The sequence below is a fragment of the Agathobaculum faecis genome (genome assembly GCF_014287995.1).
GTDB lineage: Bacteria > Bacillota > Clostridia > Oscillospirales > Butyricicoccaceae > Agathobaculum > Agathobaculum ammoniilyticum.
In genome coordinates this window covers 189,152-212,091 of sequence record NZ_JACOPL010000002.1, presented here as the reverse complement: position 1 = coordinate 212,091, position 22,940 = coordinate 189,152, and the positions used below count along the sequence as shown (strand labels likewise).

The window sequence follows — 22,940 nt, the reverse complement described above, 5'->3', positions numbered from 1 at the left end:
AGCTTACTCCCCGTCGGCAAAATAGTAGCCCATGCCCCGCTTGGTCATAATGTGCCGCGGGCTTGCGGGCTGATCCTCCACCTTTTCGCGCAGGCGCCGGATCGCAACGTCCACCGCGCGCAGGTCTCCGTAATATTCATAGCCCCATACCTGCTCCATCAGCTCCTCGCGCGAAAAAACGCGCCCCGGCGCCGCGGAAAGAAAGCACAGGATGTCGAATTCACGCGCCGACAGCTCCAGCGGACGCCCGTTTTTGTACACCATGCCGTTGTCCTTGGAAATACGCAGCCCGCCGCCGGACGGCAAGGGCGCTTTTTCCCGTTCCTCGCCCGACACCGTGCGGCGCATATTGGTTTTGACGCGCGCCATCAGCTCGCGCATGGAGAACGGCTTGGTGATATAATCGTCCGCCCCCAGTTCAAGCCCCATGACCTTGTCGGTCTCCTCCTCGCGCGCGGTCAGCATGATGATCGGCGTGTTGTGGAATTTTTCGCGTACACGCTTGCAGACCTCGAAGCCGTCCATGCCAGGCAGCATCACGTCGAGCAGGATCAGGTCGGGCGCGTCCTCCAGCGCGTGCCGCAGGCCCTCCGTCCCGTCGTATGCCACGATGGTATCATAGCCCTCGCGCTGCAGGTTGAACACCAAAATATCCGCGATGGCCTTTTCATCCTCCACCACGAGGATCGTTTTCTTTTCCATAGATTCCTCCTTTTCAGAGGGTGGGTTACGCGGGAAACCGCCGGTCCGCCGGTTTCCGTTCTTACAGCAGGCCCTTTAGCCTTGCGCGGTACATCGCAACAATGGTTTTCGCGTCGCGTATCTCATCCCGCGCGATCATGGCCTCCACCTCGGCGATGGGCAGGCGCACCACCTCGACGAATTCGTCCTCGTCCGGCTGCATCTCTCCCTCGGTCAGGTCGAGCGCCGCGAACAGATGCACCACCTCGGTCAGGAAACCGGGCGAGGGGTACTGCGCGCCAAGCGGCACGATGCGGCCGGCCGTGCAGCCGGTCTCCTCCTTCAGCTCTCGCGCGCCGCACGCGGTGAAGTCCTCCGCCCCGTGGTCGAGCTTGCCGGCCGGTATCTCCAGCAGCTCGGTATCATACGGATAGCGGAACTGCCTCACCAGAATGATGTTGCCCGACCGATCGACCGGCAGCACGCCCACGCCGCCGACATGCTCGCACACCTCGCGCCGCGCCCTCCTGCCGTTTGGCAGCAGGACCTCGTCCAGCCGCGCTTTCATGATCTTCCCTTCAAAAAAATACTGGTAGGAAAGCTGTTTCTCTCTCATATCCATCTCTTATGCTCCCTTTCTCACGGCGTGCCGAAGCAGCGCAGAATATAGGCGGTTTCCGGCGGCACCGTGACATGGATGCCGCGGCTGTCCGCGCGGTCGAATTCCGCCCCGTCCAGCATATCAACCGCATAGACTGCGCGCGCATGGGTGCGCACCGCATGGTGGCCGCGGTTGACCAGGATCAGCAGGCGGGAATGCTCGGTCTCCCGCTCGTACTGCAGCAGCGCGCCCTCGCAGCGAAGGAAGCGCAGCCCGCCGCGCGCGAGCGTGTCGCTGTCCGCGCGCAGCGCGCACAGCTTGCGGTAAAAGCCCAGCAGCGCGCGGTCCTCCGCGCCCCATGGATAGGTACGGCGGTTGAATGGGTCCTCAAAGCCCTGCCGCCCTGCCTCGTCCCCATAGTAAATGGTGGGCGAGCCGGGCATGGTGAACTGGATGACCGCGGCCAGCCGCAGCCGCCGCTGCGCGCTTTCCAGCCGGTCTGGTGGGAGCGCATAATGCGCGCGTCCGTCGCGGTCCATGTGCCACTCCTCTTCGGACACACCGAGGATGGTAAGCGCACGCGCGGTATCGTGCGTGCCGATCACATTCATCAGGTTATAAAACACATCGCGCGGATAATTTTCGCGAATGCACTCCATGGTTTCCGCGAAATGCTCGGCCGTTCCGCCGTTCAGGAACGCCAGGATCGCGTCGCGCAACGGGTAGTTCATGACCGAGTCCAGCTCGCCGCCCTGGAAATACCGGCGGCGTTCGGAATAGGCGATTTTGTTGGAGGCGTCCTCCCACACCTCGCCGATGATGAGCGCATCCGGCTTTTCCTGCTTGGCCGCCGCGTTCAGGCGCCGGATAAAGGCGTCCGGCAGCTCGTCGGCCACGTCGAGCCGCCAGCCGGAGGCGCCCAAGCGCAGCCAGCGGCGGATGACGCTGTCCTCGTTGTCAATGATATAGTCGAGATAACTCTCGTCCATCTCGCGCACCTGCGGCAGCGTATAAATGCCCCACCAGGAGCCGTATTGGTCCGGCCACTGTTGGAAATCAAACCAGCGGTAATAGGGCGATTCTTGCGACTGGTGCGCGCCTACGCTGTCATACCGGCCGCGGCCGTTGAAATAGCGGCTGTCGTAGCCCGTGTGGTTGAACACACCGTCCAATACGACGCGCATGCCGCGCGCCGCCGCCTCCACGCACAGCGTCTGGAAGTCCTCCTCGCTGCCGAGCAGGGGATCGACGCGCTTGTAGTCGCCCGTGTCATAGCGGTGGTTGGAATACGCCTGGAAGATCGGATTGAAATAAATCGTGCGCACATGCAGGCTCTCAAGGTAATCCAGCTTTTCGATCACACCGCGCAGCGTGCCGCCGAAAAAATCGTTATTGAGGATCTCGCCGTTCCCATCCGGCTGATAAACCGGAATGTCGTCCCAGTTCTCATGCAGCACGCGCGGCGCGACGCCCTCGCCCTCGGGCTGGACGGGCATTCTGTCCCGACAGAAGCGGTCCGGAAAGATATTGTAGGTAATGCCTTCCCCAAACCAGGAGGGAGGCCGGTACGCCGGATCGTAGACCGTGAGCTGATATTTGTCCCCCAGGGTGTCCAGAATCTCGCAGCGGCCGCCATAGCCGCGCATGGCGTACACCGGACCGTCCGAGCCGTCTACCGTGAAGTAGTACCAGTACAGCCCCGCGTGATCGGGCGTGAACGACGTGCTGTACCGGTCCCGCGCGCCAGCCAGCCCATACCAGCGCATCGGGAACGCTTCCGGCTGACCGCCATCCTCCTCGACCCACAGTGTCACATACTGGATGCCGCGCTCGCGCCTGGGATAAACAGAAAACTCGACCGTTTCCCCTGCCTTTACCGCGCCGTAGGGCTTCTTGCAGGCAAGCTCACGGGAGTGGAACATACAATCGGGAATGGCTTTCAAAAACAGTTCCCCCAAACATAAAAACTCTTTATATAGTATAGCACAAAACGGCCTGCCGGTAAACAAAAAACGGCCTGTACGGTCGTTTTGTTCACAATCTCTTCACTGTTTTGCCGCAGGTGCGGCGCTCTCCCCCACAGAAAAAAGGGCTGCCCGCAGGCAACCCCTTTCCCTTGTTGTGTTTTTTTAAAATGCAAAGTTTGTTTTGACGCGCCAGATATTCTGCGCATATTCCGCGACCGAGCGGTCCGCGGCGAAACGGCCGGAATTGGCAATATTCATCAGGGACATATAGTTCCAGTTCTCCGGCCGGCGGTACATCTCGCCCACGCGCTCCTGCGCGACCGCGTAGGAGGAGAAGTCCTTCAGGCTCATATACCGGTCGGCCGGCCCGCCGTTGCCGCCGTGCAGCAGCAGGTTCGCCAGGTCGGTATAATCCACCCCATCGCCAAAGCCGTGGATCATATGATCCATCACGCGCTTGATGACCGGATCGTTCTGGTAGATCAGCATAGGCTCATAGTTGCCGGAAGCGGCGAGCGCCTCGGCCTCGGGCGTTTCCATGCCGAAAATGAAGATATTCTCGCGGCCCACGGCCTCGCAGATCTCCACGTTGGCGCCGTCCATCGTGCCGATGGTCAGCGCGCCGTTCATCATGAACTTCATGTTGCCCGTGCCGGAGGCTTCCTTGCCCGCGATCGAGATCTGCTCGGAGATCTCCGCGGCCGGCATAATCATCTCCGCCAAGGAAACCTTGTAATCCTCGATGAACACAACCTTGAGCTTATCCCCGATATCCGGATCGTTGTTAATCATATTGGCGATCGAATGGATGAGCTGGATGGTCTTTTTCGCCACCGCATAGCCCGGCGCGGCCTTGGAGCCGAAAACAAACGTGCGCGGCACGAAGTCCATGCCCGGGTTATCCTTGAGCTTGTGGTACAGCGAGATAATATGCAGAATGTTGAGCATCTGGCGCTTGTACTCATGCAGGCGCTTGACCTGCACGTCGAAAATCGAGTCCATGTTGACCTCGATGCCGTTATGCTCCTTAATATACTCCGCCAGGCGCAGCTTGTTGTCGCGCTTGATCTGGCCGAGCTGGGCGAGCAGCGCCTTATCCTCGCCATAGTTGGCGAGTACCTGTAGCTCGGAGGGGTGCTTGCGGTAGCCCTTGCCGATCTTGCTCTCAATCAGCGCGGCCAGCTTCGGGTTGGCCTCGCACAGCCAGCGGCGGTGCGCAATGCCGTTGGTAACGTTGCGGAACTTCGCCGGATAGATCGTGTAGAAATCCTTGAACACGCGCTCCTTGAGGATGTCTGAATGCAGCGCGGACACGCCGTTGATCGAGAACGAGCCGGCGATGGCCAGATGCGCCATGCGGACGATCCCGTCCGACACGATGGCGAGCCTGGAGATCTTCTGGAAATCGTTCGGGAAGTAGTTCCACAGGTCCCGACAGAAGCGCTCGTTGATCTCGTGGATGATCTGCATGATGCGCGGCATCAGCTCCTGCACGAGCGATACCGGCCAGCACTCCAGCGCCTCGGGCATGACCGTATGGTTGGTATAGGCGACCGACTGGCTGGTGATGTTCCACGCATTTTCCCAGGACATATCGTTATCGTCCATCAGAATACGCATCAGCTCGGGGATGACCAGCGTCGGATGGGTGTCGTTGATGTGCAGCACATGCTTGTGCGCAAAGTTGGCGAGCGTGCCGTACTTGGCCTTGTGCTTGGCACAGATATCCTGCAGCGTCGCCGAAACCAGAAAATACTGCTGCTTCAGGCGCAGGGACTGGCCCTCGCGATGGTTATCCTCCGGATACAGGACCATGGAGATCGTCTCCGCCATGGCGTGCTTTTCCAGCGCCTTGAGGTATTCGCCGGAGGAGAACAGCTTCATATCCAGCGCAATCGGGCTTTTTGCCTCCCACAGGCGCAGGCGCGCGATGTTGCCCGTATCATAGCCCGAGATCGGCATATCATACGGCACCGCCAGCACCGGCGTGTAATCGTGGTATTCCACGACCAGCTTTCCGTTTTCGTCAAAATGGGTATCGATCGTACCGCCGATCCTGACCTCGCGGGTATCGTCCATGGCCGGTATCTGCCATACGTCGCCGGAAGCGAGCCAGGAATCCGGCAGCTCCACCTGCTGCCCGTCCTCGATCTTCTGCTTGAAGATGCCGTGCTCATAGCGGATGGAGTAGCCTGTGCCGCGCACGCCCGTAGTGGCCATACCGTCCATATAGCAGGCGGCCAGGCGGCCCAGGCCGCCGTTGCCGAGGCCGGGGTCGGCCTCCTGCTCGAAGATATCGGCCATCTCGTAGCCCATTTCCTTGAGCGCCGCGGTCAATTCGTCCAGCATGCCCAGATTATAAGCGTTGTTGCGCAGGCTGCGGCCGACAAGAAATTCCATGCACAGGTAATGCACCTGCCGCTCCCCATATTTTTCGACCTCGTTCTGGGTCTGGATCATATGCTCGGTCAGCGCGTCGCGGACAACGAGCGCGCAGGCCTCATAAATCTGATCCTTGGTGGCGTCCGCCACTTCGCAGGCAAAATGCCGCTGCAGCTTGCCGGCGATGGCCTCTTTCAGCGCATTCTTGGTGTACAGGTTCTTTGGCATGGTATCTCTTGTCTCCTCACTTAATTTGCTTTGCGGGTTTTACCACCCCAGGGCAGAGTGGTAAACCTCTATGTATTTATCAGCCGAGCTGCCCCAGCTGAAGTCGCTCTTCATGCCCTGGAGCATCAATTTGTTCCACGCGGGCTTGTTATAGCGGAACACGCCGCAGGCCTCGCGGATCACATGCAGCATGTCATGCGCGTTATAGCTGGCGAAGGTGAAGCCGTTGCCCGTGCCGGCGTAATCGACAAACGCCTGCACGGTGTCCTTCAGGCCGCCGGTCTCACGCACGATCGGGATGGTGCCGTAGCGCAGCGAGATCATCTGCGCCAGCCCGCACGGTTCGAATTTGGACGGCATCAGGAACATGTCGCAGCCGCCGTAAATGCGGTTGGCCAAGTCGCCCGAGAACATGATGGACGCGGAGATCTTGGCCGGATAGCGGCGCTTGGCCTCCAGGAACATCTGCTCGTACCGCCAGTCGCCCTTGCCCAGCACGATCAGCCGCAGGTCGTCGGACAGGATATCGTGCAGCACGGCTTCGATCAGGTCCAGGCCCTTCTGGTCCACAAAACGGGTGACCATGCCGATGACCGGCGTGTTCTCGTCGCCCTCCAGGCCGCAGAGCTTGAGCAGCTCGAGCTTGTTGACCGTCTTGTCCTCCGGATTGCGCGGCCCGTAGTTTTTGAACAGCTTGGGGTCGGTTTCCGGATTGAACGCATCCATATCGATGCCGTTGAGGATGCCGTGCAGCTTGTAGCTGTTCATGCGCAGCACGGAATCCAGGCGGTAGCCATAATACTCGGTCTGTATCTCGGCCGCGTAGGTAGGCGAAACCGTCGTGACCGCGGTGGAGGCCACGATCGCGGCCTTCATCAGGTTGACGTCCCCGTCCATCGCCATGAAGCCGGAGCGGAAATGCGCGTCGTCGATGCCAAGCACATACTCGAGGATCTCGCGGCCGTAGCGGCCCTGGTACTGGATATTGTGGATGGTGAACACGGTCTTGATATTCTCATAGAAGGGGCGCGCGGAGAACATCAGGTTATAGTACACCGGCACCAGCGCGGATTGCCAGTCGTTGCAGTTGATGACATCCGGCTTCCATTCCAGGTCGGGCAGTACCTCGAGTACCGCCTTGGAAAAATAGGCGAAGCGCTCCGCGTCGTCATACTCGCCGTAGACTTGGCCACGGGCGAAATAGTACTCGTTGTCGATGAAATAGAAAGTCACGCCATCCGACTCATAGCGGAACACACCGCAGTACTGGTTGCGCCAGCCCAAGCGCACATAGGCGTTTTTCAGGTAATAAAACTTTTCCCGCCATTCCTGGCCGATCGACGAATACAGGGGGCAGAACACGCGCACGTCGTGTCCCTTTGCCGCGAGGGCCTTGGGCAGAGAGCCCGCGACATCGCCCAAGCCGCCGGTTTTTACAAACGGGGCGCATTCGCTGGTAACGTACATGATTTTCATAAGAGCCGAGCCTCCCCAATAGGCGGCGCGAAAGCGGGGAGAGGCCCCCGCTTCCGTACCTCGGTATTTTCATTATACTAAATTCTGTCTCCCTGCAATATAGGGAAATTCAACGAACATTTCTCGCTTTACAGCCTCATTTTGGCCTTTTTGTCATGGTTTTAACAATTTCTTGATCAAACTGTAGCGTTTTTGGCAATCGTGATCGGGTAGTTCTCATGGCCCATCATGGTGCGTCCGTTGCGGACGATGACGTTGCGATCCGTGATCACATGGCGCAGCGACGCGTCGGACAGGATACGCCCGCCCTCCATGATGATGCAGTCCTCGACCTTTGCGCCCTTTTCGATCACCACGTCGCGGAACAGGATGCAGTTTTTCACATAGCCCTCGATCGTACAGCCGTCCGCGATCAGGCTGTCCTCCACCTCGGCCTTGTCGCCATAATACGCGGGCGCCTCGTCCTTGATGCGGGTCAGGATCGGGCGGGTGCGCAGAAACACCTCGTCCCGCACCTCCTTATCGAGCATATCCATGTTCGAGCGGAAATAATCGAACGTATCCTCGATCTTGACCGCGTATTCGTTGAACAGGTAGCCGGCGACCGTGCCGTCCATCTGCGCGCGGGTCAGGAACTCGCGCTCGAAGTGGATGCAGTTGTGTGTAACGCAGTCGGAGAGCATGTGGATGAGGTACTGGCGGCTCATCACATAGATGCCGAGCGAGGTGTGCTTGCACTTGCCCTCGTTGGAATCGCCCACGCGGATATCGACCGCTTCCTTTTTGCGGTTCAGCTCAACATAGGTCGCATACGGGGAATCCTTCTGCTTCTTGGTGCAGACCATGGTCAGGTCCGCGCCGGATTTGATATGCCGGTCGAGCACGTCGTCCAGCGGGACGTTGGCGACGATATCGCCGTCCGCGACCACAACGTAATCCGCCTTGTTTTTCTGCAGGAAATCGACCGCGCCGGCCAGCGCGTCGATCTTGCCGCGGTACTCGCCGGTGACGAGCGGCGAGGCCTTGCGCGCATACGAATACGGCGGCAGCAGGGTGACGCCCGAGTTCTTGCGGGACAGGTCCCAGTCCTTTGCGTTGCTGATGTGGTCGATCAGGGACTGATACTTGTCCTTCATCAGCACGCCGATGCGGTAAATCCCGGAATTGACCATATTGGACAGCATAAAATCGATGATGCGGTACCGGCCGCCCCACTGCACCGCGCCCACCGTGCGGTGCTCGGTGATCTCACGCAGATCGTTGTCATTGTCAAACGCAATGATGATGCCTAAAACACTGTTCATCATGTCCGCCCCCTTAAATCATGTCCGGCAGGTCTTCGTCTGCCATTTCCTTCGCTGCCAGCTTGGCGCCGCGTCCGATGCGCACGCCCTCTGCGACAACGGCAACGCCCCATTTTTCCACGTCGCCATCCGACGGGCTGCCTCCGACGACCGCGTCCTTGGCGATCACGGCGTTCTCCGCCACGATCGAATACTGCACGGTCGCGCCCTCTTCCACAACCGCGCCCGGCATAAGGATGGAGTACTCGACCTTTGCCCCCCTTGCGATCTTCACGTCCGAGAACAGCACGGATTCGGAAACGTCGCCCGCGATCTCACAGCCCTCGGAAAGCAGCGTGTGCTTGACGACCGCGTCCTTGGCCGTAAAGTGCGGGGGCGAGCCCGTGGTGCGGCCGTAGATCTTCCAGCTATCGTCCTTGAGGTTGAGTCCGGAATTCGGCGAGAGCAGGTCCATGTTGGCTTCCCACAGGGATTCGATCGTGCCGACGTCCTTCCAGTAGCCCTCGAACCGATAGGAGACCATCTTCTCCCCGTTGCCCAGCATGGTCGGAATGATATCCTTGCCGAAGTCGTTGGAGGACTTCTTGTTCTCCTCGTCCTCGATCAGATACTGGCGCAGCTTTTTCCAGGAGAAGATATAAATGCCCATGGACGCCAGCGTGGACTTCGGGTTTTTGGGCTTTTCCTCGAATTCATAGATCGTGCCGTCCGGCTTGCAGTTCATGATGCCGAAGCGGGACGCCTCGGCCAGCGGCACGTCCAGCACCGCGATGGTCGCGTCCGCGCCGGTCTGCTTGTGCTGCTGCAGCATCTTGTTGTAGTTCATCTTGTAGATATGGTCGCCCGAAAGGATCAGCACATATTCGGGGTCGTACTCGTCGATAAATGCGATATTCTGGTAGATCGCGTTCGCCGTACCCTTGTACCACTCGGAGGCCTTGCCCTTCTGGTACGGCGGCAGGACGTACACGCCGCCGCGCAGGCGGTCGAGGTCCCAGGTCTGGCCCGAACCGATATAGGCGTTGAGCACATGCGGCTCGTACTGCGTGAGCACGCCCACCGTATCAATGCCCGAATTGGTGCAGTTGGACAGCGGGAAGTCGATAATGCGGTACTTGCCCCCAAACGGTACCGCGGGCTTGGCGACGTTCTTCGTCAGCACATACAGGCGGCTGCCCTGTCCACCTGCGAGCAGCATGGCCACGCATTCTTTTTTCCGATACATTGATGACTCTCCTTTTTCTGCGGTTTACTCTATATATGCCGTGGGAACGGCATTTTTCCTACTTTTCCCCGTCCGGACGGACAGCCGGCGCCTTTTCCGCCGGTTTGGCGACCGCCTTGGACGTTTTGCCCTTTTGGGCTTCCGCGGCTTTCTTGGCCGCTTCGATCTCGGCCTTGGTGCGGCGCTTGGCGCGCGGCTTGCCCTTGAAGAACAGCACGCCGAACCGCGGAATCTGGATCCTGATGGACTGCTCCTGCCCGTGCAGCGGCTTGTTTTCGCTCCTCACCCTGCCGTTGGACAGGCCGCTGCCGCCGAATTCCGTCCTGTCCGAGGTAAATATTTCCTCATAGCTGCCCGCGAACGGCACGCCGATGCGGTAGACCTCCTGCATCTCCGGCGAGAAGTTGACCACGATCACGATATCGCTTCCATCTGCCGCGATCCGCCGGAACGCAATGATGTTATTGCGGTTGTCCTCATGACTGATCCATTCAAAGCCGCGCCAGTCGGTATCCTGCTCCCAGAGCTGCGGCGTTTCCAGATAGAAATGGTTGAGCGCCTTAACATAGGTCTGCATCTGCTTATGCGCCGGATAATCCAGCAGCATCCAATCCAGCCCGCGCTGATAGGCCCATTCGGAGAACTGCGCGAATTCGCCGCCCATGAACAGCATCTTCTTGCCCGGGTGCGCGGCCATGTAGCCGTACAGCGCACGCAGGCCGCCGAATTTATTCTCATACGGGTCGGGCATCTTGCCGATCAGCGAGGACTTTCCATGCACCACCTCGTCATGCGACAGCGGGAGGATATAATTCTCCGAAAACGCGTACATGAACGAGAACGTGATCTTGTCGTGCATATCCTTGCGGAAGAACGGATCCGCCGAGCAGTAGCACAGCATGTCGTTCATCCAGCCCATGTTCCACTTGAAATTGAAGCCCAGGCCGCCGTCGTAGCCCGGCTTGGTGACCATCGGCCAGGCGGTGGATTCCTCCGCGATCATCATGACGTCCGGATGGTCGGTCAGGATATACTCGTTGAGCAGGCGCAGGAAATCGATGGCTTCCAGGTTCTCGCGGCCGCCGTGGATATTGGGGCGCCATTCATGCTGGCGGTTGTAATCCAGATACAGCATGGAGGCGACCGCGTCCACGCGAAGGCCGTCCATATGGAATTTTTCGATCCAGAACATCGCGGAGGAGAACAGCAGGTTGCGCGTGGACACCTTGCCGTAATCGAACACGCGCGTCCCCCATTCCTTGTGCTCCATCTTGAGCGGGTCGGCGTATTCGTACAGATACGAGCCGTCAAACTCGACCAGCCCGCATCCATCCTTGGGGAAATGCGCCGGCACCCAGTCCATGATGACGCCGATGCCGGCCTGGTGCGCCTTGTCGATCAGGTACATCAGATCCTTGGGCGTACCGTAGCGGCTTGTCGCCGCGAAATAGCCGATGACCTGATACCCCCACGAACCGTCGAACGGGTATTCGGTCAGGGGCATGAATTCGATATGGGTATAGCCCATTTCCTTGACATAGGGTACCAGCTCGTCCGCAAGCTGGCGGTAGGAATAGAAGTTCCCGTCCTCATGCAGCTTCCAGGAGCCGAGATGGCATTCGTAAATATTCACCGGACTGGAGTAGGGCAGATGGCTTTTGCGCCATTCCATCCAGGAGGTGTCGCTCCATTCGTAGCCCTCGATGTCGAACACCTTGGAGGCGTTGCCCGGGCGGGTTTCGGCGTGGAAGCCGTAGGGATCGGATTTATCGAACACATCGCCCGATTTTGCCCATACGCTATACTTATATGCGGCATATTCCGGAACATGCGGGATAAATTTTTCCCAGATGCCCTGCTCGTCCCGCTCCATGTAATCCACTTCACGGTCCCAGCCGTTGAATTCGCCCATGACCGAAACCTTTTCGGCCTCCGGCGCGTAAACACGGAACAGGTATCCTGGTTCGCCGTCCTGCACCAGCGGGTGCGCGCCCATATAGTCATACGCGCGGCAGTCTCTTCCCGAATAGAAGAGCTTACTCCGCTTCCCGCCGGCCGGCGATGCGCTTTTCTTCTTCATATTGCATCCTCTCCCTCTTATAAACCGCTAAAACAAGCCTTTTTCCATTTTTTTACGATTTTTTGTCTATTTCGCTTGTTTTTCCGCAGCAAGCCTGGCTTTAGTTGGATATAGTATACATCAACAGAGAAAAAAAGTCCAGCAATTTTACACAATTACCAGACTTTTTTAATGAAAATTTTGTTCGGTTTCAACAGCTTTTGTCGGGAAATGTTGAGATAATGCACAATATCCCTATGTTCTGTTCAGAAAATGTTCCGGCGTATCATATCCAGCGCGGTGGAGGCCGCCTGCATGCGCACACGGTCGCGCCCGTTCATGGACTTCATCTTACGGGTGTAGTTCCGCCCCTTGTGCCATACGCTGATGTACACCAGGCCGACCGGCTTGTCGTCAGTCCCGCCGCCCGGTCCGGCCACGCCCGTGATGCCCACGCCCACATCCGCGCCCAGCGCCTGCGCCACGCCCGCGGCCATCTGCTCGGCCACCTCGGGCGACACCGCACCGACCGTATCCAGCGTCTCCTTCCGGACGCCCAGCAGGCGCGTCTTGACCTCGTTAGCATAGGAGCATACGCCGCCCAGATAATACACCGAGCAGCCCGGCACGTCCGTGATGCGCTTGGACAGCAGCCCGCCCGTGCAGCTTTCCGCCACGGCGAGCGTCAGGCCGCGCGCCCGCAGTCCGTCGCCCACGACCTGCTCCAGCGAATCCACATCCACGCCGTACACATCCTCGCCCAGCAGGCCGCAGATCTTTTCCACAACCGGCGCGAGCAGCTTTTCGCATTCCTCCGGCGTGTCCGCCTTGGCGGTCACGCGCGCGAAGCACTCCGAGGTCTTGGCGTAGGGCGCGATAGTTGGGTTTTTGCTCTCGGCCATCATGTCGTGCAGAATGGTTTCCATATTGCTCTCACCCAGGCCGAACACGCGGATATTGCGCGAGACGATGCAGCCGCCCGCGAACTTGTACAGGTAGGGCATCGCGCATTCCTTCCACATGGGGTTGCACTCGCGCGGGGGGCCGGGCAGCATGATGACATGCTTGCCATACGCCTCGAACGCGCAGCCCGGGGCGGTCCCCCATTCGTTGACGAACACGGTGCAGCCCTCGGGCAGCCAGGCCTGTTTTTCGTTGTTCGGCGTCATCTCTCGGCCAATGGTCTGGAAAAAGCCCTTGATGCGGTCGAGCGAGGGCTGGTGCAACGCCATCTTTTTCCCGAAGACCGAGGCTAGCGTTTCCTTTGTCAGGTCGTCGAGCGTGGGGCCGAGGCCGCCGGTGGTGATGATGATGTCCGCGCGGTCGCGCGCCGTTTCGACCACATGGCGCAGGCGAGCCGGATTGTCTCCGACCACGGTCTGGTAAAATACGTTGATGCCAAGCTCGCTCAGTCCCTGCGAGATGAGCTGCGCATCCGTGTTGACAATGTCGCCGAGCAGGATCTCGGTTCCGACGGCGATCAGTTCTGCATTCATAACTGCTTCTCCTTTCGCGCCGTAGCGCGCATAAAATCGGTTTGCGTCATTCGGATATCGAAAGGCGGTTCCTACGGAACCGTCTTTCGTATATAGGGGGCTTTTGAAGCCCCCTATACTCACGGCAGATGGATGATCTCCACCCCCGCGACCGCCTCTTCCACCAGCGCGTCCACCTCCAGGCGGCTTTCCGCCTCGAGGATTTTCGGCATTTTGGGCTTGGTGTTCGGGTGCTTGGGGGTGAACACCGTACAGCAGTCCTCATAGGGCAGGATGGAGGTTTCAAAGGTGTCGATCTTACGCGCGATGGTCACGATCTCCTCCTTGTCCATGCCGATGCACGGGCGGAACACGGGCAGCCCGCACACCGCGCCGGTCACGGCCATCGCGGGCATGGTCTGGCTGGCCACCTGGCCGAGCGACTCGCCCGTGATCAGCGCGCCGCAGCCATATTCCACGGCGACCCTTTCCGCAATGCGCATCATGAAGCGCCGCATGATGAGCGTAAACAGCTCCTCATGGCACTTTTCGCGGATCTCCTCCTGGATCCTGGTGAACGGCACCACCATCACGCTCATGCGGCCGCACCACACGGTCAGCTTGCGCCCCAGCTCGAGTACCTTCTCCTTGGCGCGCTCCGAGGTGTAGGGATAGCTGAAGAAATGGATGCCCACCAGCTCCAGGCCGCGCTTGGCCATCATCCAGCCCGCAACCGGACTGTCGATGCCGCCGGACAGCAGCAGCGCGGCCCTGCCATTCGAGCCGATCGGCATACCGCCCGCGCCCGGCTCGGGGCCGGCATGCACAAAGGCGTACTTTTCACGCATTTCGACATGCACGGTCAGGTCGGGGCAGTGCATATCCGGTTTGACCGCCGGAAAACGGTCGGCCAGCTCGCCCCCGACCCGCTGGCTGATCTCGGTCGAGGTCATAGGGAATTTTTTGTCCCCGCGCTTGGTTTCCACCTTAAAAGTCCCTGCCTGCGCAAAGCGCGGCGCCAGATAGGACTGCGCGGTCTCGATCACGCTTTCGAGCGTCTTTTCCGGACACACGGCTGCGCGCGAGATAGTCGCGAAGCCGAATACATGCCGCGCGCAGTCCATGACCGCGTCCGCGTCGGCCTCCTCCGGCACCTCGACGTACACGACCGACTGCCGCATGGAAATCCCACAGTCCGCGACGTGCTTCATGCGCCGCGACAGGTTTTTGAGCAGCCGGTCCTCAAAGGTTTTGCGGTTGAGGCCCTTGAGGACGATCTCCCCGCATTTAAGCAATAATACTTCCTTCATACGATCTCCTTTTATTTTTTATGTATCAAACCCGCTACCGGTCCACCGTGAGCGTGCCGCTCTGCACGTCCATCGCGACCACACGGATTTCCCCGTCTTTCTGCGCCTCAAAATGATACGCGCCCAGCCTGCCGCCATGGTCGCAGACATACCGATAGGCCAATACGGGCTGCCGGTAGCCCTCCTGCTTCACAATCCGCGCGGCCTCATCCACCGGAAACGGCCGCAGCGCCGCGAACCAGACAAACGCAATGAGGAGCAACACGCCGTAAAGCCCTGCCATCCCGCTGGGGGTATACTCCCGCCCGTTCCGGTCCATCAGCAGGATATAGCTCAGGTAACCCACGCAGAGCCAAGCGTCCAGCAGCCAGGGGTACTCCGCAAAAAAGCACGCCAACACCAGCGCCCCGCCGATCCCAGAACCCAGCACGATCGGAAACAGCACCCTGCATCCAACCCTGCCGCCGTAATGCCCGCCAAATGTCAGCCAGCCGAACCACGCAGGCGAGCCACAGTACCGCCGCAAGGCCGTACTGCCGCGCCGGATATTGCCCCGCTTTCATGCGCCCACCTCGGACTGTACGACCGCGCCGGACGAGGCGACCGGCACATAGACCATGAAGCGACGCCCGTCCTTCTCCGCGGAAAATGCGTAGTGGCCAAGCGCTCGGTCCGCCACCGTCGCATTCTCGTAGAACCCCATGCGGCCGCGGCCGTCCTCCTCCCACAGACTGTTGCCGTGCGAAATGCCCTCGTGCGCGAGCTGCTCATACCCCATCCCGCACGCGAGCTGCTCCGCCTGCGCCAGCGGGATGGGCCGCACGGCGAGGAAGTAACCCGCTGTGCAGAGCAGCATGCTCAGTGCAATCAGGAACAGCCCCCGCCCGACGCGCGAGCTGTTCCGGATGGACAACAGCGATTCCAACCCCGCAGCGGCGAACAGGCCGATCGTCAAGCAGCCCAGCAGCAGGCCATGCATCCCCCCATGGATCTGGAGCAGGATCACCGCGACGTCGATTACGGCGCCCGCGATGTGGGCTCTGGGCGATACCGTGGCCGACCACCGGCGATTTTCCGGCTTTTTCCGAAGCTCAACCGCAAGCAGCGCCGCCCCCCATATCACAAGGATCGCAAAAGCGATCTGTCCCCCGCCGAGCAGCGCGCCGCCATACCACACACGGTCCGCCACCGGAAGCGCAACACACAGCGCGGCCAGCAGCGCCACGCTGACCGCGGAAAGTAGCTTCCCTTTCTTTGCCACGGCTGTCCTCCCCCCTTTTCCCCAGGCGACGCGCTTACCGGCGCAGCATCCGCACACCCTTCTGCGCCGCGCGGATAAACGCGTCCACATCTTCGGTTGTATTGCACGGCGCGAACGAGACGCGCAGAGCGCTGTCCGTGCGCTCTTTCGGCAGGCCGAGCGCGCGCAGCACCCCGCTCTGCCTGCCCTTGGAGCAGGCGGACCCACTCGAAACGTACACATCGTCGCTTTCGAGTACGCGCAGCATAACCTCGCTTTTGCAGCCCGGCAGCGACAGGTTGACCACATGCGGGATATCCCCCGCGCCGTTGAACGCCGCGTCCGGCAGGGACGCCGCCACCTGTTCCCTGAGATAAGCCGCGAGCGCTGCCACATACGCATAATCCTCGTCAAAACGCGCCATGCGGATCTCACACGCCCTGGCGAACGCCGCGATATTTGGCAGCGCCTCGGTCCCCGGACGCAGCCCCTTTTCCTGCCCGCCGCCGAACATCAGCGGCGGCAGGCGCAGCCCCTTCCTGACATACAGCGCGCCGATACCCTTGGGCGCGCCAATCTTGTGTCCGGAAACGCTCATCAAATCGCACTTCCACTTTTTAGGCGCGAGGGGTACGCGGCACAGCCCCTGTACCGCGTCGATGTGAAACAGCGCCTGCGGCGCCTTGACCTTGAGCAGCGCCCCCAGCTCGGCCACGGGCTGCACCGTGCCGATCTCATTGTTGACCAGTTGGCAGGACAGCAGGACCGTGTCCTCGGTCAGCGCCGCTTCCAGCGCCGCAGCCGTAATATGGCCGGTCGCGTCCGGCGCGAGGAACGCCACGTCAAACCCCTCGGCCGCAAGCTGTCTGCAGGTGTTAAGGGTGGCCGCGTGCTCGATTTCGGTGGTGATGACACGCCCCTTTTTGTGGCGGTTGAGGTGGGAAACACCGCGCAAGCTGATATTGGTGCTCTCCGTGCCGCAGGAGGTAAAGTACGTCTCCTCCGGCAGGCAGCCCAGCGCTGAAGCGACCGTCCTGCGGCTGTCCTCCAGCAGACGCGACGCTTCTATCCCCATCCTGTGCAGGCTCGACGGATTGCCGAACGCTTCGCACATGGCGCGCAGCGCGGCGTCAGCCGCCTCGGGCAGCACGCGCGTCGTCGCCGCGTTGTCCAGATAATGCATGCTCGTTAACTCCTTATGATTGCTTTACGCAATTATTTTACATCGCCGGCCGGCCTTTTACAAGCCAAAACCCGCAAAATCAGGATTGAAAAGCGTGCTCCCCTATGCTATACTTTATCTGTATGACATGCGGAAAGCATGCGCAAGTGCAAGAAAGGAATGAACTCCTATGCCAGGTAAGGTGATCCTCGGCGCGCAGTGGGGCGACGAGGGCAAGGGTAAATTTATCGATATTTTCGCGGGCAGGGCCGATCTGGTCGTACGCAGCCAGGGCGGCAACAACGCGGGCCACACGGTCGTCGCGGGCGGCGAAAAATACAAGCTGCAGCTCATCCCCTCGGGCATCCTGTATCCGGCGTGCGTCAATGTGATCGGGCCGGGCGTGGTCGTCAACCCCAAGGCGGTCTTGGGCGAAATCGACGGCCTGCACGAAAAGGGCGTTTCGACTGACAAGCTGTTCATCGACGCCCGCTGCCATTGTATCCTGCCGTGGCACCTGGAACTGGACGCGCTGAGCGAGGCCGAAAAGGCCAAGGATGGCACCGCCATCGGCACGACCAAAAAGGGCATCGGCCCGACCTATATGGATAAATCCGAGCGCAGCGGCGTACGCATGCATGATTTTGTCGATCCGGACCGGTTTGAAACCGTCGTCCGCGAGGCGTGCGCGTACAAAAACCGCGTGATTACGGGCGTGTACGGCGGCGAGCCGATCGACGCGGACGCGGTCGTCGCGGAATACCGCGCCTACGCCGAGCGCCTGCGCCCCTATGTGACCGACACCTCGCTCCTGACCTGGGAAGCGGTTCAGGCTGGCAAGGAGGTGCTGTTCGAGGGCGCGCAGGGTACGCTGCTCGACCTGGATATGGGTACCTATCCGTTCGTCACCTCGTCGCATCCGGTAGCGGGCGGCTGCTGCATCGGCTCGGGCGTCGGCCCGACCGCGGTGCGCAGCATCATGGGCATATTCAAGTCCTACACAACCCGCGTGGGCGAGGGTCCGTTCCCGACCGAGCTGTTCGACGACACCGGTGATTACATCCGGAATGCCGGCGGCGAATTCGGCACGGTCACCGGCCGCCCGCGCCGCACCGGCTGGTTCGACGCGGTTGTGGCGCGCTACGCGGTGCGTGTCAACGGCATGACTGAGGCCGTAATCAACAAGATCGACCCGCTGCGCGGCCTGCCCAAGCTCAAGGTGTGCGTGGCCTACCGGCTGAAGAACGGCGAAACCGTCACCGAGCTGCCCGCCAATTTCCTGGCGCTGGACGGCTGCGAGCCTGTGTACGAGGAGTTCGACGGCTTTGACGAGGATATCACGGACTGCCGCTCGTTTGCCGAGCTGCCGCAGACCGTGCAGAGCTACATCCGCGAGCTGGAGCGCCTGATCGGCTGCCCGATCACCATGCTGGGCGTTGGACCGGCGCGCGACCAGGTCATCGAGCTGGCCTGACGGACGCATAATAAAAACGGCTGCTTTCGCAGCCGTTTTCTTTATCCTACCGTTTTTCGCCCGTTTCCTCCTGCACCGTCAGCACATACGAGCCGTCCCGCTCCTCCGGCGCGATGCTGCCCCGGCACTCCCACCGGCCCTGCCGCCCGTCCTGCCTCACCACGCGGTCTGCGCGGCAGACCGGACGCCCGGCCCCGTCATACAGGGTCAGGGTGACCCGCATGCCCGCGCCCTGCTCTGGGGAAAGATGGTCCCGCTCGCAGGAGCGGCCCGCAAAAAACGCAAAAACCGCCAGCAGCGCCGCCGCCAGTATCCTCCTTAACGCTCCGCCGCATGGCGTACGCCGCTTTTCGCCGTTCATCCGCGCCCCTCCTTTTTTTCAGTATAGCATGCTGCAATTATTTTTACAAGATATTTTGCAAGATAAATGATCATGTAAAATGCGCGCGTATATTCACCGCTTCATTGCACTTATAATATGGAGTAAGGGAGTAAGGCGGTGAAAAAATGTTTCAAGTCAAAAAGACGGAATATGTCAACAAAACCTTTCGCATGCCGCGCGAGCTGGTGCAGGAGCTGGAATCGGTCGCGCAGCAGAAGGACGTGTCCCTCAACCAGCTCGTCACCCAATGCTGCCAATACGCGCTTGACCATCTGGATACCGATGAAACCTGAGGAGAGTTTTTATGGAGCTGATCACCGAACGTCTGACGCTGCGCCCCTTCCGTGAGGACGATACCGAGGCCCTCTACGCCTATTCCAAGGACGAGCCGGTCGGCCGGAATGCGGGCTGGAAGCCGCACGAAAGCCTGCTGGAATCGAGCGACATCCTGCACCTTGTCTTTCTTGACCAGCCGAGCGTGTGGGCGGTCGAACGCAGGGGCGACCGCCGCCTGATGGGTTCGGTGGGCCTGATTGCAGACTCCGCGCGGCAGTACGGCTCGGCCCGCTCGCTCGGCTACGCGCTCGGTGTGGATTATTGGGGGCAGGGCTATATGACCGAGGCGGTGCGGGCGGTCCTCCGCTTCGGCTTTGAGCAGATGGCGCTCGACCTGATCTCGGCCACCTGCTATCCGGACAACCCAGCCTCCCGCCGCGTGCTGGAAAAATGCGGCTTTGCATACGAGGGGACGCTGCACCGCGCGGAGCTGCTCTATAACGGCGAGATCAAGGACCACCTGCACTTTTACCTGACGCACGAAGCGGCCGCACGGGCCGGCCTGTGAACAAAAAATAATTTTCGCTTACATTTCCCCACAAAATATGCTATAATCTTATATAGAACAGCCGAGTTTTATAACGCAGAAGTGCGGAACGCTTCCGCATCGGCCATATTTGCGAGGAGGAATAAAATGTATCACACGGGCGAATTCATCGTTTACGGGACCAGCGGCGTCTGTGAGGTGACCGCGGTGGGACAGCCTGCTTTCGCCAGGGACGAGGGCCGCCTTTACTACACCCTCACGCCCGTATACGGCACGGAAACCATCTATATACCGGTCGATTCCCCGGTGTTCATGCGTCCGGTCATTTCCAGGGAGCAGGCCGAAGCGCTGATCGAATCCATCCCCGCTATTGAGGAGGATAGCTTCACCACCCACAGCCTCCGGCTGGCGAGCGAGCACTACCAGGCCGCGCTGCAGAGCCACGACTGTCATGAGCTGGTGCAGCTGATTAAGACGGTGTACGCCAAATCCCGGCGCAACGGCCGGCGCGTCAGCCAAATCGACCAGCGCTACCGCAAGCGCGCGGAAGATCTGCTGCATAGCGAACTGGCGGTCGCTCTCGGTATCCCGCTCAAGGAGGTGCAGCCCTATATCGCCCGCTCAATCGCATCGCACAAGACATGCGTTCACGCATAACAGAAACCCTGCCGCAGCCGCGGCAGGGTTTTTTCAGCGCCGCCCCCGAACAGGACGGCGTTTGTTCACTTTCAGGCTTTTTTGGAGCTTGCGGATGCACCCTCTGCACACCCGTTTGCCCCTGAAATCGACGACCTCCAGCGACTCGCCGCAGAACAGGCATGCCGGCTGGAATTTGGTCAGGCGGATCTCACCGCCCGCCATACTGATCTGCAGCAGGTCGTCGCGCGCGATATCCATAGTCCGGCGCAGCTCCATCGGCAGTACGATCCGCCCCAGATTGTCCACTTTTCTCACAATCCCCGTAGCTTTCATATTTATCACCTTTATCACCCAGTATCAGTATACTGCCCGCGGCTTTATATGTCAATTGCAAACATCTATTTGATAATGCAGTATCAATTCGATTACATTACCCTATACTAAAAGGGTGATGAAAATGATAGCAACAGCCGAACGCATCAAGACGCTGCGTGAAAATTTCGGCCTGTCGCAAGCCGAGCTTGCGGGCCGCCTGGATATCACGCGCTCCAGCGTGAACGCCTGGGAAATGGGCATCAGTGTCCCCAGCACGCAGTATATCGTCGAACTGGCGCAGCTTTTTGGGGTGTCGACCGATTTTATTCTCTGCGTACCGCAAACGCAGACCATCTCCATCGATGGCCTGACGGGCGATGATATCGCCCTGGTCCACCAGCTCGTCACGCACCTCCGGCGCAAAAACCAGCGTCCCGAATGAACGCCGGACGCGGCTCCCCGTCCTCAAAAAACGAAAAAACCGTCACTTTCGTGACGGTTTTCCACTGGTGGGGTTGGCGGGGCTCGAACCCACGACCTCTCGCGTGTGAGGCGAACGCTCTGACCAGCTGAGCTACAACCCCATTCATTTGGTTACCTGATTATTATACCAGAACAGGACGGGGTTTGCAAGCCTTTCTGCGGTCAAGTTTTATTGTTTTTATCCAGCCTCCCCATCAGCGCCACGATCAGGGCAATCACGATCAGCACGGTAAAAATACCCGCCATGCCCTGCCCGAGTAGGGCAATCGCCGTCCATACAGCTTCATTCATCCTTTACGCGCCCCTTTCTCACATGAAAAATCCAAGGATCACGCCGCCGGCCACGACCGAGGCGATCTGACCCGCGACGTTCGCGCCCACCGCGTGCATCAGCAGGTGGTTGGTGCAGTCGGCCTGCATGCCGAGCTTCTCGATCACGCGCGCGGACATGGGGAAGGCCGATATGCCTGCCGCGCCGATCATGGGGTTGACCTTGTTTTTGCAGAACAGGTTGAGTACCTTGGCAAACAGCACGCCGCCGATTGAATCCAGCACGAACGCGATCAGCCCCAGACACAGGATGAGCAGCGTTTCTTTTGTCACAAACTGCGCCGCGCGCATGGAGAACGAGATTGTAATGCCCAGCAGCAGGGTAATCAGGTTGGCCAGCTCATGCTGCGCGGTTTTGGACAGGCTCTCCAGCACGCCGCACTCGCGGATCAGGTTGCCGAACATCAAAAAGCCCACCAGTGACACGGACGCGGGCGCGACCAGTCCGGCGACGATCGACACCACAATCGGGAACAGGATGCGCGTGCGGCGGCTGACCTGACCGGCCGCGTAAGGCATTTTCATCGCGCGTTCCCTCTTTGTCGTCACCAGCTTGATCGCAAACGGCTGGATGATCGGCACCAGCGCCATATAGCTGTACGCCGCAACCGCAATCGCGCCGACATAGCGCGAGCCGAGCACCTGCGACACCAGGATCGAGGTCGGCCCGTCCGCCGCGCCGATGATACCAATGGAGGCCGCGTCGATGATGTCGAAGCCCAGCAGCGCGGCCGCGATGATGGTCAGGAAAATGCCGACCTGCGCCGCCGCGCCGAACAGGAACAGCTTGGGGTTTGCCAACAGCGGGCCGAAGTCGATCATCGCGCCGATGCCGATGAACAGCAGCAGCGGGAACGCCTCGCTCGCCTCGATGCCGGCTTCAAACAGCCATTGAATAATGCCGTTTGTCTCGCCCACGCCTTGCGTCATCTGGTCGATCACGCCGGAAAGCGGCAGGTTGACCAGGATCGCGCCGAAGCCCATGGGCAGCAACAGCGACGGCTCATACTGTTTTTCGATCGCCAGCCAGATCAGGAACCCACCGACGCAGTACATCACCACCTGCTGCCAAGTGATCGAAAGCAGGCCCTCATACAAAAATTCCACGTTATCGCCCCCTATACATAATATATGGCAGAATCTCCATTCCAGACGCCGCTTTCCGGACCTGGGATGCCTCTGGGAAAGACAAACAGACCTGCGTCTTCCCACAGGAAAACGCAGGTCTGGTCATTTCAGGCAACAGCCAGAACGGGATCGCACGCCCCGCCATGCTTGTTGGCGCTGCCGCGCGGCATGCCGCGCCGACTACTCCCCTTTGTTTAAGGATATCTTACCATCGGGCCCGCTGGGGTGTCAAGCGGAAACCCGCAAAGGATTCGCT

At 60.0% G+C, this 22,940-nt stretch carries 22 protein-coding genes and 1 tRNA gene; 5 read left to right on the top strand and 18 right to left on the bottom strand.

Annotated elements, in window-relative coordinates; translation table 11 throughout:
* Window positions 1–3: 3 nt before the first annotated feature.
* The 13 genes from H8S45_RS03000 to H8S45_RS02940 form a co-directional block, all read right to left on the bottom strand.
* Entirely contained in the window at window positions 4–702 is a 699-nt protein-coding gene (locus H8S45_RS03000; RefSeq protein ID WP_054327402.1) for a response regulator, read from the bottom strand.
* A 61-nt stretch (window positions 703–763) separates the two neighbouring features.
* The gene (locus tag H8S45_RS02995) at window positions 764–1,303 is read right to left on the bottom strand and encodes an NUDIX domain-containing protein (protein ID WP_147573795.1); all 540 of its coding nucleotides are present in this window, start codon (window positions 1,301–1,303) and stop codon (window positions 764–766) included.
* Between the two features lie 17 nt (window positions 1,304–1,320).
* Window positions 1,321–3,225 (bottom strand): glycoside hydrolase family 13 protein, encoded by a 1,905-nt coding sequence (locus H8S45_RS02990; RefSeq protein WP_147573794.1) that lies wholly within the window; start codon window positions 3,223–3,225, stop codon window positions 1,321–1,323.
* Window positions 3,226–3,411: 186 nt separating this feature from the next.
* On the bottom strand, window positions 3,412–5,859 hold the full coding sequence (locus H8S45_RS02985; RefSeq protein ID WP_054327399.1) for a glycogen/starch/alpha-glucan phosphorylase: 2,448 nt from the start codon (window positions 5,857–5,859) through the stop codon (window positions 3,412–3,414).
* A 39-nt stretch (window positions 5,860–5,898) separates the two neighbouring features.
* Window positions 5,899–7,335: a glycogen synthase GlgA gene (gene glgA / locus H8S45_RS02980; RefSeq protein ID WP_147573793.1), complete on the bottom strand. Its 1,437-nt coding sequence runs from the start codon at window positions 7,333–7,335 to the stop codon at window positions 5,899–5,901.
* Between the two features lie 176 nt (window positions 7,336–7,511).
* Window positions 7,512–8,642 (bottom strand): glucose-1-phosphate adenylyltransferase subunit GlgD, encoded by a 1,131-nt coding sequence (glgD, locus tag H8S45_RS02975; RefSeq protein ID WP_107631494.1) that lies wholly within the window; start codon window positions 8,640–8,642, stop codon window positions 7,512–7,514.
* 10 nt (window positions 8,643–8,652) lie between these two features.
* Window positions 8,653–9,864 (bottom strand): glucose-1-phosphate adenylyltransferase, encoded by a 1,212-nt coding sequence (locus H8S45_RS02970; RefSeq protein WP_054327396.1) that lies wholly within the window; start codon window positions 9,862–9,864, stop codon window positions 8,653–8,655.
* 58 nt (window positions 9,865–9,922) lie between these two features.
* Window positions 9,923–11,944 (bottom strand): 1,4-alpha-glucan branching protein GlgB, encoded by a 2,022-nt coding sequence (glgB, locus tag H8S45_RS02965; protein WP_186949523.1) that lies wholly within the window; start codon window positions 11,942–11,944, stop codon window positions 9,923–9,925.
* Between the two features lie 245 nt (window positions 11,945–12,189).
* Complete coding sequence (locus H8S45_RS02960; protein WP_054327395.1) at window positions 12,190–13,419, bottom strand: competence/damage-inducible protein A; 1,230 nt, start codon at window positions 13,417–13,419, stop codon at window positions 12,190–12,192.
* Between the two features lie 119 nt (window positions 13,420–13,538).
* Complete coding sequence (thiI, locus tag H8S45_RS02955) at window positions 13,539–14,708, bottom strand: tRNA uracil 4-sulfurtransferase ThiI (RefSeq protein ID WP_054327394.1); 1,170 nt, start codon at window positions 14,706–14,708, stop codon at window positions 13,539–13,541.
* A gap of 34 nt (window positions 14,709–14,742) precedes the next feature.
* Window positions 14,743–15,234 carry a hypothetical protein gene (locus H8S45_RS02950; RefSeq protein ID WP_054327393.1) on the bottom strand — a complete coding sequence of 164 codons (492 nt, stop codon included), beginning with the start codon at window positions 15,232–15,234 and terminating at the stop codon, window positions 14,743–14,745.
* Window positions 15,235–15,267: 33 nt separating this feature from the next.
* Window positions 15,268–15,969 carry a hypothetical protein gene (locus tag H8S45_RS02945; protein ID WP_054327392.1) on the bottom strand — a complete coding sequence of 234 codons (702 nt, stop codon included), beginning with the start codon at window positions 15,967–15,969 and terminating at the stop codon, window positions 15,268–15,270.
* 34 nt (window positions 15,970–16,003) lie between these two features.
* Window positions 16,004–17,131, bottom strand: a complete 1,128-nt coding sequence (locus H8S45_RS02940; RefSeq protein WP_054327391.1) for a cysteine desulfurase family protein — start codon at window positions 17,129–17,131, stop codon at window positions 16,004–16,006.
* Between the two features lie 169 nt (window positions 17,132–17,300).
* Between H8S45_RS02940 and H8S45_RS02935 the strand changes: the two genes are divergently transcribed.
* Entirely contained in the window at window positions 17,301–18,584 is a 1,284-nt protein-coding gene (locus tag H8S45_RS02935; RefSeq protein ID WP_054327390.1) for an adenylosuccinate synthase, read from the top strand.
* A gap of 46 nt (window positions 18,585–18,630) precedes the next feature.
* Here H8S45_RS02935 and H8S45_RS02930 read toward each other — a convergent pair whose 3' ends face one another.
* Entirely contained in the window at window positions 18,631–18,945 is a 315-nt protein-coding gene (locus tag H8S45_RS02930; RefSeq protein WP_147573791.1) for a hypothetical protein, read from the bottom strand.
* A gap of 146 nt (window positions 18,946–19,091) precedes the next feature.
* Between H8S45_RS02930 and H8S45_RS02925 the strand changes: the two genes are divergently transcribed.
* From H8S45_RS02925 to H8S45_RS02915, 3 genes are all read left to right on the top strand, one after another.
* Window positions 19,092–19,259, top strand: a complete 168-nt coding sequence (locus tag H8S45_RS02925; RefSeq protein ID WP_162838363.1) for a hypothetical protein — start codon at window positions 19,092–19,094, stop codon at window positions 19,257–19,259.
* An 11-nt stretch (window positions 19,260–19,270) separates the two neighbouring features.
* A complete protein-coding gene (locus H8S45_RS02920; RefSeq protein ID WP_107631488.1) occupies window positions 19,271–19,810 on the top strand; it encodes a GNAT family N-acetyltransferase in 540 nt (179 codons plus the stop codon).
* Window positions 19,811–19,936: 126 nt separating this feature from the next.
* Complete coding sequence (locus H8S45_RS02915; RefSeq protein ID WP_054327388.1) at window positions 19,937–20,446, top strand: CarD family transcriptional regulator; 510 nt, start codon at window positions 19,937–19,939, stop codon at window positions 20,444–20,446.
* A gap of 33 nt (window positions 20,447–20,479) precedes the next feature.
* Here the strand turns inward: H8S45_RS02915 and H8S45_RS02910 are convergent, their stop codons facing one another.
* The gene (locus H8S45_RS02910; RefSeq protein WP_054327387.1) at window positions 20,480–20,761 is read right to left on the bottom strand and encodes an AbrB/MazE/SpoVT family DNA-binding domain-containing protein; all 282 of its coding nucleotides are present in this window, start codon (window positions 20,759–20,761) and stop codon (window positions 20,480–20,482) included.
* Window positions 20,762–20,885: 124 nt separating this feature from the next.
* On the opposite strand from H8S45_RS02910, the gene H8S45_RS02905 reads away from it, so the two are divergent.
* Window positions 20,886–21,185, top strand: a complete 300-nt coding sequence (locus H8S45_RS02905; protein ID WP_054327386.1) for a helix-turn-helix domain-containing protein — start codon at window positions 20,886–20,888, stop codon at window positions 21,183–21,185.
* Between the two features lie 65 nt (window positions 21,186–21,250).
* Here H8S45_RS02905 and H8S45_RS02900 read toward each other — a convergent pair.
* The 3 genes from H8S45_RS02900 to H8S45_RS02895 form a co-directional block, all read right to left on the bottom strand.
* Window positions 21,251–21,327: transfer RNA gene (locus H8S45_RS02900), tRNA-Val, on the bottom strand.
* Between the two features lie 61 nt (window positions 21,328–21,388).
* A complete protein-coding gene (locus H8S45_RS16525) occupies window positions 21,389–21,517 on the bottom strand; it encodes a hypothetical protein (RefSeq protein ID WP_256435173.1) in 129 nt (42 codons plus the stop codon).
* A gap of 18 nt (window positions 21,518–21,535) precedes the next feature.
* Window positions 21,536–22,663 carry a sodium ion-translocating decarboxylase subunit beta gene (locus H8S45_RS02895; protein WP_107631429.1) on the bottom strand — a complete coding sequence of 376 codons (1,128 nt, stop codon included), beginning with the start codon at window positions 22,661–22,663 and terminating at the stop codon, window positions 21,536–21,538.
* Between the last annotated feature and the right edge of the window lie 277 nt (window positions 22,664–22,940).

Bases quoted from the DNA above. Each gene is read 5' to 3' on its own strand.
- glgA (WP_147573793.1), bottom strand. From the start codon at position 7,335: ATGAAAATCATGTACGTTACCAGCGAATGCGCCCCGTTTGTAAAAACC.
- H8S45_RS02960 (WP_054327395.1), bottom strand. From the start codon at position 13,419: ATGAATGCAGAACTGATCGCCGTCGGAACCGAGATCCTGCTCGGCGAC.
- H8S45_RS03000 (WP_054327402.1), bottom strand. From the start codon at position 702: ATGGAAAAGAAAACGATCCTCGTGGTGGAGGATGAAAAGGCCATCGCG.
- H8S45_RS16525 (WP_256435173.1), bottom strand. From the start codon at position 21,517: ATGAATGAAGCTGTATGGACGGCGATTGCCCTACTCGGGCAGGGCATG.
- H8S45_RS02925 (WP_162838363.1), top strand. From the start codon at position 19,092: ATGTTTCAAGTCAAAAAGACGGAATATGTCAACAAAACCTTTCGCATG.
- glgD (WP_107631494.1), bottom strand. From the start codon at position 8,642: ATGATGAACAGTGTTTTAGGCATCATCATTGCGTTTGACAATGACAAC.
- glgB (WP_186949523.1), bottom strand. From the start codon at position 11,944: ATGAAGAAGAAAAGCGCATCGCCGGCCGGCGGGAAGCGGAGTAAGCTC.
- H8S45_RS02920 (WP_107631488.1), top strand. From the start codon at position 19,271: ATGGAGCTGATCACCGAACGTCTGACGCTGCGCCCCTTCCGTGAGGAC.
- H8S45_RS02970 (WP_054327396.1), bottom strand. From the start codon at position 9,864: ATGTATCGGAAAAAAGAATGCGTGGCCATGCTGCTCGCAGGTGGACAG.
- H8S45_RS02985 (WP_054327399.1), bottom strand. From the start codon at position 5,859: ATGCCAAAGAACCTGTACACCAAGAATGCGCTGAAAGAGGCCATCGCC.
- H8S45_RS02915 (WP_054327388.1), top strand. From the start codon at position 19,937: ATGTATCACACGGGCGAATTCATCGTTTACGGGACCAGCGGCGTCTGT.
- H8S45_RS02940 (WP_054327391.1), bottom strand. From the start codon at position 17,131: ATGCATTATCTGGACAACGCGGCGACGACGCGCGTGCTGCCCGAGGCG.
- H8S45_RS02995 (WP_147573795.1), bottom strand. From the start codon at position 1,303: ATGGATATGAGAGAGAAACAGCTTTCCTACCAGTATTTTTTTGAAGGG.
- H8S45_RS02905 (WP_054327386.1), top strand. From the start codon at position 20,886: ATGATAGCAACAGCCGAACGCATCAAGACGCTGCGTGAAAATTTCGGC.
- H8S45_RS02935 (WP_054327390.1), top strand. From the start codon at position 17,301: ATGCCAGGTAAGGTGATCCTCGGCGCGCAGTGGGGCGACGAGGGCAAG.
- thiI (WP_054327394.1), bottom strand. From the start codon at position 14,708: ATGAAGGAAGTATTATTGCTTAAATGCGGGGAGATCGTCCTCAAGGGC.
- H8S45_RS02910 (WP_054327387.1), bottom strand. From the start codon at position 20,761: ATGAAAGCTACGGGGATTGTGAGAAAAGTGGACAATCTGGGGCGGATC.
- H8S45_RS02930 (WP_147573791.1), bottom strand. From the start codon at position 18,945: ATGAACGGCGAAAAGCGGCGTACGCCATGCGGCGGAGCGTTAAGGAGG.